An 11,929-nucleotide genomic window follows, 5' to 3' on the forward strand; every position below is an offset into this window, starting at 1 on the left:
GATACCTTCAGTGTCGGGTTCCCCCGGGGCTCCGGAGACGAGAGGGCCGGGGGCTACGGTCGGCCCGCGTGCCGCAGCGCGCGGGCCAACGGGCAAGTCACCAGTCCGGCTTTGGGATCACGGGGGCGGAGGCCCCCTCCTTGTCGGCGGGGTTCACGGCGCGGAAGGCATCGCCCTGCCACTGACCGACCCACCACAGGTCGCGCAGCTGGTTATCCTCCAGCGTCACGTCCCCGATCACCGTTTCGAACGTCCCGGTGGAGAGTTCCTCCGCCAGGGCCCCATGGTCGAGGCCGACGCGCTCCACCGCCTGGGCCAGCATTTCAAGCGAGGCATAGGTGATGGCAGAGGCCCAGCTGTCTGGCGCCTTGCCGATGAATTCCGCGTGGCGGGTGAAGTAATCCTGGATGGCGGGACTGTCCGCATCGACGCCACCGATGGCCATGACGCCTTCCGCCTTGCCGTCCGCGATGCCCGGGTAAATCGGGAAGGCCCCTCCGACGGAGATGTAGAAGACCTTGGGGTTGTAGTTCATCGACTGCGCGGTCTTGGTCATCCCGAAGGAACCGGGCGGGTAGGAAAAGGCGATGAAGCTGTCCGCGCCGGATCCCTGGGCCTCGCTCATCATCGCGGCGAAGTCGGAGGTGCCGAGCGGGTAGGTCTTGTCATAGACCAGTTCGAACCCGGCGTCTTCGAAGGCGGCGCGCGCGCCGCTGATCAGGTCGATGCCGAACCCGTCCGCGACGGAGACAACGGCGACCTTGTTGTTGATCGTGCCCGCATCCCGTGCCTTGGACAGCACATCGACCAGGCCCGCGGCGTAGTCATGCCCGCCACCCAGCATCCAGAAGCTGCGATCCCAGCGGGCCGCGAATTCCGGGGCCTTGTCCGTCACCGCTGTGACGGCAAGCTGCGGATAACCGAAGCGGGCCATCAGGGGCGCGATCGCCAGGTTCGGGCCGGTGCCCCAGGGCGGCAGGATCAGGTCGACCTTGTCCTGGGTGGCCAGCCTCTCGATCGCCCGCACGAGGTCTTCGTTGGCGGACCGGTTGTCGTATTCGACCACCTCGATCATCTTCTGCGTCCCGTCGGGCATCTTCAGCCCGCCGGCGGCGTTCACCGTATCCACCCAGAGCTCATAGTTGGGGATCGTCGTGATCCCCGCGCCCGTGGCGCTCGGCCCGGTGCGTGCCACGGCATAGCCGATCGTGACGGTGTCGCCCTCGGCCCGGGCCATGCCTGCGGAAAGTGCCAGTGACGAGGTCACGGCAGCAGAGAGCGCGCGCAGGGCTGCGCGCCGCGTAATACCAATCATTGCTTCCTCCCTTTCGGCCAGCCATGTGCCGGCCAGTCGCGTTCCGATGCGGCCCTCTCCTCAGGGTGCAGGGAACAGGACAGCAGACTAATCCCGGGGACTGGTCGTGATAAATGCACTCTCGGGGTGATTAATTGTACTGATGATTGATTTCCGGTCGGGGCAACTGCAGCATCCTTTCATGCCCTATTCGGATCACATCCGGCGCTTGCGCCGCCCCAGCCCGCGGTTGCACCAGATACGCAGCCCCTTGTCGCGTATTGCTTTTGCCCTGCCGGCGGACATGTCGCACCTGCTTTGGCTGGAACACGGCATGGTCCACCTTCGCCGGGAGGGCGGTGCCATGGCCCCGGATCATGCGGGGCCGCGTCTTGTCTGGTGGGCCTCCGGGACGGCGCGGGAAATGATCGCGGAGGCGGGCGCGCGGGGGACGCTGCTGTCGATCCCGGATTTCGTGCTTCTCAATGCCCTGCCTGCGACGCCCATCGGGGCGCAGATGCAGCGGACCCTGTCACAGGACCTGGACCTGGCGGCCGATACCTCTGGCGGGTTGTCGCGCCTGCGCGAAGCGCTCCTGCATGAACAGGAGGAGGCGGCGCCGGGGGCGGACATCGCGGCCTCCAGCTACCTGACCCTGCTCCTGCTGCAGCTCTGGCGGCTGGTGCGCAAGGATATCGTCAACCTGGGCGGCGCGCCCCAGGGCCTGTCGGAACGGTTCATCCTTATGGCGGCGCAGAGGCTGCGCGATCACCTGCCGGTGGAAGACTACGCGCGGGAGCTGAACGTCAGCCGTGATCGCCTTGGCTCCGCCGTGAAGCGGGCAACCGGGTTGTCGCCCCGGGCCTACCTGCACAGGATGCTGATGCGCGAAGCGATGGAACTGCTGGCGAACACCGGAACGCCGATTTCCCAGGTGGCGTTTCGCCTGGGCTTTGCCGATCCGGCCTATTTCACCCGCTTCTTCCGCCGTGAGGCCGGCCAGAACCCTGGCGCGTTCCGCCGCTCCCACGGTCGCAAGGCGGATGAGGAACCCGCCTCCTTCGCCGCATGGCCATGACGCATCCCTCCCGCCGTCTGGACGCGTCTCGCCGCTGTCCCTAGGGTGCGCCGCAAGCCGCCGGCACGACCTGCGCGCGGCCAAGTGACACCGAAACCAGGGGAGCGGCCAACATGCTCGAACTTGAGGACAAATGGATCTGGGACAGCTGGTACGTTGAAGACCAGGGGACCTGGCATGTCTACTTCCTGCAGGCGGATCGCAGCCTGGGCGATGCCGAACTGCGCCACTGGAACGTGACCCATGGGCATGCCACCAGCCGCGATCTGAAATCCTGGACCTACGAAGGCACCGTCTTTGCCCCGGCCGAAGCGCCCGCCTTTGACGATTACACCGTCTGGACCGGGTCGGTCATTCGTGGCGATGACGACCTGTGGCACCTGTTCTACACCGGCACCAGCCGCGCCGAAGAGGGCCTGGTGCAAAGGGTCGGCCACGCGACGAGCACGGACCTGAAGACATGGGACCGGCGCGGGATCGCGCTGGACATGACGGTACCGGGGGCGGAGCTTTACGAGGGGCATGTTCCGGGCCGGTGGAAGGACTGCTCGATGCGGGATGCCTGGGTGATCCGCGATCCCGACGGCCCGGGCTGGCTGATGTATTTCACCGGCCGCTCTCCGGCGCCCGAGGACCCGCTGGAGGCCGGTGCCGTGGGCATGGCGCGGTCCGACGATCTGTTCAACTGGACCCTGGAAGCCCCTGCCTACGTGGGCTTTTTCGGTGAAATCGAAGTGCCCACCGTCTTCGAGAAGGCGGGCCGCTGGTATTGCCTTTTCTGCACCACGGCCGGGGCCTGGTCAGATGCCTACAAGGCTGAGCACCCGGGCCCGGCGCTGACCGGGATCCACTACCTGGTGGCCGATCACCCGCGTGGCCCCTGGAGCATGGGCGAAGGGCCGTTCCTTTTCGGCACGCCGGAGGGGGAACGCTATGCCCCGCGGTGGGTGCCGTCGCAGGGACGGGACCTGATGATGAGCTGCATCACCTATCGCGACGGCACCTTCCTGGGCCTGCTGGACGATCCGATGACGCTGGACGTGACGGCGGACGGCGCCCTGCGTATCGCCGGCTGACGAGCCCTGCAAAAAGGCCCGGCCCCCGACAGATGGACGGGAGCCGGGCCTCTTTCCGGCGGAATTGTCGTGACCGGGTCAGAGCTTGACCGGCTGGCCGGTCCGGATGCTTTCATCCGCGGCAAGGCAGATGCCCAGGCTGTCCACGGCATCCGTCATGTGCCGGGTCAGGTCCACGTCGTCGACAATCGCGCGGTAAAGGTAATCCTGCTCCCGGTCGCACAGGCCCTGGTGATCGGGCTCGCCTTCCATCGACAGGTATTCATCCTCGCGCAGCAGCTCTCCATCCGCGCCGGTTTCGGCATGGTGCACGCGCAGCTTGGAGGTCTGGGTGTGCGCATTGATGTCAGCCGAGCCGGTCTTCTCCTCCATCACGATGGACACGGCGCCATTGGGCGACATGACGTCCTTCACGAAATAGGCGGTTTCCGAGATCATCGGGCCCCAGCCTGCTTCGTACCAGCCGACGGAGCCGTCATCGAAGAGCACCTGGAACTGGCCGTAGTTGTACATGCCTTCCTTCAGGCCGGGGGCGAAGGGCACGCCCATGCCGCGCACTTCGACGGGGCGGCCATCGGTGATCTGGCACATTACGTCGACGTAATGCACGCCGCAGTCCACGATGGGAGAGGTCGTTTTCAGGATTTCCTGGTGGATTTTCCACGCGTTACCGCTGGACTGCTGGTTCAGGTTCATGCGGAAGGCGAAGGGCCCGCCAAGGGCGCGGCTTTCGGAGATCAGCCGCATCCAGGAGGGGTGGTGGCGCAGGATGTAGCCCACTACGAGCTTGCGCCCGTTGGCCTTTGCGGCATCGACCACGCGCTGCGCGTCCGCGACATTGGCCGCCAGCGGCTTTTCCACGAAGACATGCGCGCCCGCTTCCAAGGCCGCAACGGCATAGTCGGCATGGGTGTCGGTATGGGTAGAGATCGACACGACGTCGGGCTTCAGCTCTGCCAGGGCGGCCTTGTAGTCATGCAGCAGGGGATAGGCCTGCAGGGCCTCGGGCAGGGACCGGGCAGAGCGGTTGACGAGGCCGGTGATCTGGAACCCCGGATGGGCGTGGTAGGCCATGGCATGGCTCTGGCCCATCTGGCCGAGACCTACGACCATGACGGAGAGTTTCTGGGCGGTGTCGGTCATGGGAATGTCCGTCCTTGCTGATATGCGGAAGGCCCCGGGCGTGCCGGGGCCGAAGGTAGGGATGGCCGGTCAGGCGGCGAGTTCTGCCACGCTCCGGCGTTCGGCCGCGATCTTGGCCGCGCCGATGGAGGCCAGGGCCACGATGAAGGGCGTTGGATTGGTGGCGGTCACCGTCGGGATCACCCCGTTGCCGGCGACATGCAGGTTCTCGAACCCCCAGACGCGGCTGTAGCGATCACAGACAGAGGTGCCGTCATCGACCTCTCCCATGCGCATAGTGCCTTGATAATGCAGCGAGTTGCCGGTGGGCAGGCGATAGGTGGCAAACCCTTCGACCATGGTGCCGAGGGTCGTCGCGATCTTTTCAGCCATGGCCTTGCCCATGGCGATCCGCTCCTCGTCGACCTCGTTGCGGGGCGCGTGGATCGAGAAGCTGGGAAGGCCCTTCCAGTCGAGGTTGTCGTCGTCGAAGACGATCCGGTTCTCGGGGCGGGGATCGGCGGCCACGAAAAGGCCCATGCCGACAAGGGTGCCCTCGATCTCTTCCGGGAAGGGGAAGTTCGCCGGGTTGTTGCCGTGGATCGTGACCGAGAAGGGGAAATCGGCATCATCGACGCGCGGGATCCAGGACATGGAGGTCAGCGGGCCTTCGATGTCGGTCGTGAAGATCCGGTTGATCAGGTAGTGGTCGTTCAGGTTGCGGCCCAGGGCATCGGGCCGGATGCCGGAGCCATAGAGCAACTGCGGCCCATGCAGGCTGTCACAGGCGACAACGACCGTGCCGGCGGCGACGGTGAAGGCCTCCCCCGAGGTCATGGAGACGAGTTCGACCCCGGTCGCAACGCCGTCCTCATGCAGGACGCGGCGGCAGGCGGTTTCGGGCAGGATTTCGAACATGTCACTGGGTTCATTGACCAAATCGCCAAGAACATGATCGGTGCCATGGGTGATCACCCCATCGTCGGTGACGGTGTAGGCCAGGGGCATCGGCTGCACCTTGCGATCCTCGGGACGGCCGGGGTTGAAGACGGCGCCAAGGCGCGCGCGCAGCTCGTCGGAGCCCTTGTCTTCGGGGAAGGGATGCTTGTTGGAGCCCAGCAGGTCATCGGCGATGGCCAGGGCGGCCTCCATCTCTGCCGGGTCGATGAAGGAGATGCGCTCCGACTGCGAAGGATGCGGGCAGCCGGAGGTCCATTGCACGCCCATGCCGCCCACGGAGGCGGCGGCGAAACCTGCGAAGGCCTTTTCGTCGTGGGCGTCGGTGTTGGAGAAGAAGAGCCCCGGGCGGCGGTGCAGGGAGGCGTCGTGGCGCCCGGCCTTGCGGGCTTCCCATTCGTCGCGGGTGATCGGGTCGTAGCTGACACCACGGGCCGGCCCCTGCGCCAGAAGCCGCGCCGCGTCTCGGCCTTCTTCGGTCAGGTTGTCCAGGTGCTTGCCCGGTTCGGGCGTGGTTTTCGGACCTGCCTCGACCATGAGAATGCGGGCCTCGGGCCAGTCGCGGCGGATGATCCGGGCATAGGTGGAACCGGTCGGTCCACTCCCCACGATGACGACATCGGCGGATCGGGTAGTCATGGTCGGAACTCCGAGTATCTGTAAAAGATTTTCAATTTAAGGCGCATGAACGCGCGCGTGACCGGGAAAGTCAATAAGGTTGTGTAAAGAATTTACGGATGCTAGCGTTTTCAGGACAGCTTTCAGCCCGACGCTCACCGGGCGGGCATTTTCGCATGAAAACAAGGATTTACCATGAAGTTCGGCATCAGCTCCTACAGCTTCCTGCCCATGCTCCAGCGCCAGGAAATCAGTCTGGAAGGCGTTTTCGACCAGATTGCCGCATCCGGCGGGACCCATCTGGAACTGGCGACGCTGACCATAGGCCAAAGCCTTGAAGAAATGATGAATTACGAGCTCTACGAGGATGCGCCGACGCGGGCGCGCCTGGAAGCGGCTGCCGAAAAATCGGGCATCGAGCTTTCCGGCCTGTGCATCCCGGCGAGCTTCATCGACGAGGACGCGGCGACGCGGCGGGGGCAGATCGAACGTGCCAAGCGCTATGTCGACCTGTGCGCCGACCTGGGCGTCGGGTTCCTGCGGACGGACGTGGTGCCCTGGTCCCTGCGGGCGGAAAGCCAGGCCCAGGTCGAGGGGCTCTACCCGGTGATCACCGAGGCCTGCCGCGAACTGGCGGAGCATGCGGCGACGCGGGATGTCATCGTGAGCATCGAGAACCACGGTTTCCTGATGAATGCGAGCGAGCGCTGCCGGCGGCTGATCCATGCGGTGGACCACCCCAGTTTCCGCATGACGCTGGATATCGGCAACTTCCTCTGCGTGGACGAGGACCCGGAGATTGCGGTGGGCAACTGCCTTGATATTGCTGGATTTGTCCATGTGAAGGACTTCCTGCTGCGCAAGCATTACCCGGGCCCCGGCTGGCTGGAAACGCTCAACGGGCGGCATATCAAGGGCACCGTCTTCGGCTTTGGGGACGTGGCCACGCGGGCCATCGTGGAAGCGGTGCTGCGGTCGGGCTACGACGGCTACGTGTCGCTGGAATTCGAAGGCAACGAACCGACGATGATGGGCTGCGACACGGGGCTGAAGAACGTGATCCGGATCTTCGACGAGGTGAAGGCGGAGATCGCCGCCTGAGGCGGGACTGATCCCGGTTGAGCCCGGTTGAGCGTTGCAAAGAGGGGCGCCCGGGGGCGCCCCTTGGTGTTAGCGTGCCTTTGGGGAAGCGCCGGTCAGAGCGCCCGGATCTTTTCCACCCGGGTGCGGATATCGGCCAGGCGATCCCGCCCGCCGCCTTCGACCTCTACCGAGGCCCAGCCGCTGTAACCCACGGATTTCAGGGCCTTGTTCACGGCCGCCCAATCGCAGTCGCCCTCTCCCAGCTCTACATTGAAGCCCTTCCAGGGGCCCTCTGCATCCATCTTGCCGCGGCTGTATTCCTTCAGGTCGACGCGCAGGATGCGCGGGCCCAGGACCTCGATCCAGTCGGTGGGCCAGCCGTTGCGGAGGATGTTGCCGATGTCGAGGTACCAGCCGAGCGACGGGTGATCGAAATGGTCGATGAAGTGGGCGGCCTCCAGCGGGGAGAGCAGGAAGTTGTTCCAGACGTTTTCGATGCCGATCTTCACGCCGGTGCGTTCGGCATGGGGCAGGATCTTTTCCACCCCGGCGATGGCACGGTCCCAGGCGGTGGCATAGCTGACCTCCGGCCCCACGGCGCCGGGCACGAGCAGGACCGTCTCCGCACCGATTTTCTGCGCTGTCTCAAGGGCTTCGACGCAGCCCTGAACGCCCGCAGCGCGGGTCTCTGCATCTGGGGAGGAGAGGGGGTGCGTCCAGTGGCGGGCGTTGATGACACCGGGCAGGGCGACGCCATGGGCGGCGCTGGCGGCGATCACCGCGTCAAGGTCCATATCTGTGGGCGCGTCAAGTTCCACCCCGTCATAGCCCAGTTCCGCCAGCATGGCGAAGGTTTGGTCGATGTTGAGGTCTTCTGCCTCGATCATGTTCCATTTCAGGCTGATGCGGGCGAAAGGCGGGCGGGTGTCGGGGGTGGCCATAGCGGTGGGAGGCGTCGTTTCTGTCATGGGGTCTCTGCTGTTGGGCGTCAGGCCGAAGGGGGAGGTGCGGCGTTTGGAAGGCGGGGGCGGAAGGCGGGGTTAACCCCGCCCTACGGCATCGTTTCGAACGTCGGTACTGCGGTGCAGCGACTCACGCCGCCCGGGCCTTGGTTAACAGGGGTTTCGGGCCGAGATCGCGACGTCGGTATCACGTCGGTATTGCGTCGGTATCGCGGCGGTGCAGCATGAGGGAAACGGCCCGGGTTAACGCAGCGTTCGCCGGTCCCGGCCGATCCGCCGCATTTCGGCGCCCTGGCGGCCTCCGCCCCCATGATTTCGGAAATGAATTTCATAATTTCCCCCGTCTTCGGCGGAATCTATTGCCTATCCCGGGCAAAACCGCCAGAAAAAAGAAAATCAATTTCGTGGAGAGCTCCCGTCATGTCCATCCCCGGTATTCAACGCCTCGACGCCGCCGATGCCCAGGCCGGCGGCCAGGAACGCCCCTTTTCCAAGGCCGTGCGGGCGGGCGATTTCGTCTTCGTGTCGGGGCAGGTGCCGACCCGGGACGGAGAGGTCGTGGTGGGCAACATCTCGGTCCAGACCGAGGTGGTGATCGAGAACCTGAAAGAGGTCCTGGCGCTGGCGGGCTGCACCCTGGAACATGTGGTGAAGGTCGGGGTCTGGCTGGACGACGCGCGCGATTTCTCTTCGTTCAACGCGGTGTTCAAGAAGCACTTCTCCATCGCGCCGCCGGCCCGGTCCACCGTGGAATCCCCGCTGATGGTGGATGCCAAAGTGGAGATGGACGTGGTGGCCTACTGCCCGCTGAAGGACTGACGGCGTGAAGATCCTGATACTGGAAGATGCGGCGGCAGCCTCTGCCCGGGCGGCGGAGCTGATCGCGGCGCAGGTCACGGCGCGGCCGGCCTCTGTCCTGGGGCTGGCGACGGGGGGTACGATGGAGGCGGTCTATGACCGGCTGATCGCGCTGCACCGGGAGGGCCGGGCCAGTTTCGCCCGCGCGCAGAGCTTCAACCTGGACGAATATGTCGGGCTGGCGGGGGATCACCCCTGTTCCTATCGCTACTACATGGCGCAGAAGCTGTTCGATCACATCGACATCGCGCCGGAGGCGGCGCATCTGCCGGTGGGCGAGGCGCCCGATGCCGAGGCGGAGGCCGAGCGCTACGAGGCGGCGATCGCGGCGGCGGGAGATATCGACCTGCAGCTGCTGGGCCTGGGCCTGAACGGGCACATCGGGTTCAACGAACCGACGTCGAGCCTGGCCTCGGTGACCCGGCTGAAGACGCTGGAGCGATCCACGCGGGAGGCCAACAGCCGGTATTTCCCTGATGGCGAGGCGCCGCCACGGCTGGCGATCACCATGGGCATCGGCACGATCATGCGCGCGCGCGAAGTGTTGCTGGTGGCGACGGGGGCGGCGAAGGCCCGGGCGGTCGCGCAGGTGATCGAGGGGCCGGTCACGGCGCGCTGGCCGGGGTCGGTGTTGCAGATGCACCGCCATGCCACCCTTGTGCTGGACCGCGCGGCGGCGTCGGAGCTGGAGCTGCTGGATTATTACCTGGACGTGCATCCGGAGTGAGGCACGCGCGATGCGATCGGAGAGGGCGGCCCCGCGGCCGCCCTTTTGCGTTTCAGAGGAGTTGCTTGAGGCCCGCGACGGTGGCGGCATCGGTGCGTTTGGCGCCTGCGGGCTGAAAGCCGAAGGCGGCCAGGGCGCCTGTGCCGGGAGATGTGCCCGGATCGGGCTGGGAGGCGGAGGCATGCACCTCCTGCGGGTCGAGGGCCTGCAGAAGGCCGGGCAGGGTGGCGGCGGAGACACCGGCGCCGGGCATGATGGAGAGCCTGTCGCCCGCCCGCGCCATCATCTGCGCCAGCCGGGGAATGCCCGCAGTGGCGGTGGCGGCGCCGCCGGAGCTGAGGATGCGGGCGATGCCCAGCTCTGCGGCCTGGTCGATGGCGGCCAGGGGATCCTGCATCAGGTCGATGCAGCGGTGCAGGGTGATGTCGAGCCCGCGCGCGGCCCGCAGGAGGCGCGTCATCACGGGCACATCCAGGGTCACGGTGCCGGTCCGGGGGTCGGTGCGGGTGGCGCCCAGCACGACACCGGCCAGCTCGGCCTGCGCGACGGAGGCGATTTCGGCCTCCATCACCGCGACTTCCTCTTCCGACCAGTCGAAGCCGCCCGCGCGGGGGCGGATCATCGCCATGACGGGCAGCGGGGCCGAGGCGGCGCGGGCGATGAGCCCGGGGGAGGGGGTCAGCCCGCCCAGGGCAAGGGCGGAGCAGAGCTCCACCCGGTCGGCGCCGCCGGTGATCGCGGCCTGCAGCCCGGCGGGGCAGTCGATGCAGATTTCGAGGAGGCGGGGCATGGCAGGGTCCGTTCGCGTTCCGGGTCGGGGTTTGGGGCGATCTTAGGGCGCGGCGGTCTGCGGGTGCCAGCGTTCGAGGGCCAGCAGGCCGAGCGCGCCGCCCAGGCCCGCCGCAATGCCGAGGCAGGCGGCGGTGGAATAGCCGCCAAGCGCGGTGCCCAGCCCGAAGAGCCCGGCGGCGATGGCGCCTGCGAGGAAGAGGTTGAGGGAGATCAGCGAGGCGGAGAGGCCGGGACGGTCAGAGATCAGCTCCTGCAGGTAGCCGAGCGGCAGGGTGATCAGGGCGGAGGCGGCGGTGCCGCCCAGGAAGGCGCCGGCGATGATCATGCCGGGGGTGGTGGCCAGGGCGATGGCGCCCAGGTAGCCGGTGTAGAGCACCATGGCGATGGCGAGCGCCGTGGTGACGGAGATCCGGGTGGTGACCCGGGCCCAGACGAGCAGGAAGAGGAGCTCCATCCCGGCGACGATGCCGACGGTGATGCCCACGTCGCCATTGGTGCCGCCGGCCCGGCCCGTCATGATCAGCGGCATGACGGCGGCATGGACATGGATGGCGGAGGTGATGAGCGCGGTGCCCAGCACACGCAGCGCCACGGCGGGGCGCATCAGCAGGCCGAAGGCCGCGATGAGGGAGACACGGGGCGGGCGCCGGGCGGGATCGCCGCTGCCGCCGCGGGGCATCATGAATGCCAGCACCGCCAGCACCCCCGCCGCCGCCAGCGCGGCCACCGCGAAGGCGGGCAACATGGAACCGGCCCCGGCCAGGGCAAAGCCCAGCACCCCGGGCACCAGGATCCAGGCGGCGGAGACCATGCCGCGCAGCACGGAGGACATGGCCGCGCGCTCCGCCCGGGGCAGGTCTTCGGAGAAGACGCGGCCCGCGGCGAAGAGCATGGGCGTCAGCCCGCCGAAGATCGAGATCGGCACCAGCAGCGCCAGCACGAAGACCGCCGCATGGGGCACCAGGTAGATCGCGCCGAAGCCCGTGATGCCGATCCCGGCCAGCCACATCAGCAGCCGCCGGTAGCCGGAATCGCGATCGGCCAGGGTGCCCAGCCAGATCGAGGAGAGCACGTTGATGATCGCCGCCGAAAGCGTCAGCGCCGAGAAGGCGCCATCCGACAGGCCCAGTTCCCGGATCGCCACCACCGACTTGTAAGGCGCGGTGGAGGCCGCGGCGATGCCGCAGCAGAACACCGCCGCCGCGCAGGCGCGCAGCCCGGGGGAGGCGCGCAGGGTCTTGAGGATGTCGAACATCTTTGGTCGGGTCCTGTGGCGGGTCCTGTCGCAGGCGCTGGGCCCAAAGGTGGGTCCTGAACGGGGGGCGCACCGCAGGGGGGGGGCTGCGGTGCGGTGGGGCCTTG

At 67.0% G+C, this 11,929-nt stretch carries 11 protein-coding genes; 5 read left to right on the forward strand and 6 right to left on the reverse strand.

Annotation, left to right across the window (positions count from 1 at the left end; all coding sequences use genetic code 11):
• Positions 1-97: 97 nt before the first annotated feature.
• Positions 98-1,315, reverse strand: coding sequence for an amino acid ABC transporter substrate-binding protein (locus AC2IR1_RS05330; protein ID WP_486475242.1), 1,218 nt, complete (start codon positions 1,313-1,315; stop codon positions 98-100).
• Between the two features lie 250 nt (positions 1,316-1,565).
• Here AC2IR1_RS05330 and AC2IR1_RS05335 point away from each other — a divergent pair, with 250 nt between their 5' ends.
• Together AC2IR1_RS05335 and AC2IR1_RS05340 are read left to right on the forward strand one after the other, a co-directional pair.
• Entirely contained in the window at positions 1,566-2,372 is an 807-nt protein-coding gene (locus tag AC2IR1_RS05335) for a helix-turn-helix domain-containing protein (RefSeq protein WP_486475243.1), read from the forward strand.
• 113 nt (positions 2,373-2,485) lie between these two features.
• A complete protein-coding gene (locus tag AC2IR1_RS05340) occupies positions 2,486-3,448 on the forward strand; it encodes a levansucrase (protein ID WP_486475244.1) in 963 nt (320 codons plus the stop codon).
• A 78-nt stretch (positions 3,449-3,526) separates the two neighbouring features.
• Here AC2IR1_RS05340 and AC2IR1_RS05345 read toward each other — a convergent pair whose 3' ends face one another.
• Both AC2IR1_RS05345 and AC2IR1_RS05350 read right to left on the reverse strand, forming a co-directional pair.
• A complete protein-coding gene (locus AC2IR1_RS05345) occupies positions 3,527-4,591 on the reverse strand; it encodes a Gfo/Idh/MocA family protein (RefSeq protein WP_486475245.1) in 1,065 nt (354 codons plus the stop codon).
• A 69-nt stretch (positions 4,592-4,660) separates the two neighbouring features.
• Positions 4,661-6,166: a GMC oxidoreductase gene (locus AC2IR1_RS05350; protein ID WP_486475246.1), complete on the reverse strand. Its 1,506-nt coding sequence runs from the start codon at positions 6,164-6,166 to the stop codon at positions 4,661-4,663.
• A gap of 174 nt (positions 6,167-6,340) precedes the next feature.
• Between AC2IR1_RS05350 and AC2IR1_RS05355 the strand changes: the two genes are divergently transcribed.
• On the forward strand, positions 6,341-7,246 hold the full coding sequence (locus AC2IR1_RS05355; RefSeq protein ID WP_486475247.1) for a sugar phosphate isomerase/epimerase family protein: 906 nt from the start codon (positions 6,341-6,343) through the stop codon (positions 7,244-7,246).
• Positions 7,247-7,341: 95 nt separating this feature from the next.
• Here AC2IR1_RS05355 and AC2IR1_RS05360 read toward each other — a convergent pair whose 3' ends face one another.
• Positions 7,342-8,196: a sugar phosphate isomerase/epimerase family protein gene (locus AC2IR1_RS05360; RefSeq protein WP_486475248.1), complete on the reverse strand. Its 855-nt coding sequence runs from the start codon at positions 8,194-8,196 to the stop codon at positions 7,342-7,344.
• A 414-nt stretch (positions 8,197-8,610) separates the two neighbouring features.
• Here AC2IR1_RS05360 and AC2IR1_RS05365 point away from each other — a divergent pair, with 414 nt between their 5' ends.
• Positions 8,611-9,009: a RidA family protein gene (locus AC2IR1_RS05365; RefSeq protein ID WP_486475249.1), complete on the forward strand. Its 399-nt coding sequence runs from the start codon at positions 8,611-8,613 to the stop codon at positions 9,007-9,009.
• Positions 9,010-9,013: 4 nt separating this feature from the next.
• The gene (gene nagB / locus AC2IR1_RS05370; protein WP_486475250.1) at positions 9,014-9,775 is read left to right on the forward strand and encodes a glucosamine-6-phosphate deaminase; all 762 of its coding nucleotides are present in this window, start codon (positions 9,014-9,016) and stop codon (positions 9,773-9,775) included.
• Positions 9,776-9,827: 52 nt separating this feature from the next.
• Here the strand turns inward: nagB and AC2IR1_RS05375 are convergent, their stop codons facing one another.
• Both AC2IR1_RS05375 and AC2IR1_RS05380 read right to left on the reverse strand, forming a co-directional pair.
• Positions 9,828-10,565, reverse strand: coding sequence for a copper homeostasis protein CutC (locus AC2IR1_RS05375; RefSeq protein WP_486475251.1), 738 nt, complete (start codon positions 10,563-10,565; stop codon positions 9,828-9,830).
• Between the two features lie 42 nt (positions 10,566-10,607).
• Entirely contained in the window at positions 10,608-11,822 is a 1,215-nt protein-coding gene (locus AC2IR1_RS05380) for an MFS transporter (RefSeq protein ID WP_486475252.1), read from the reverse strand.
• Positions 11,823-11,929: the final 107 nt, after the last annotated feature.

Source organism: Pseudooceanicola sp. NS-SX8, assembly GCF_057380755.1.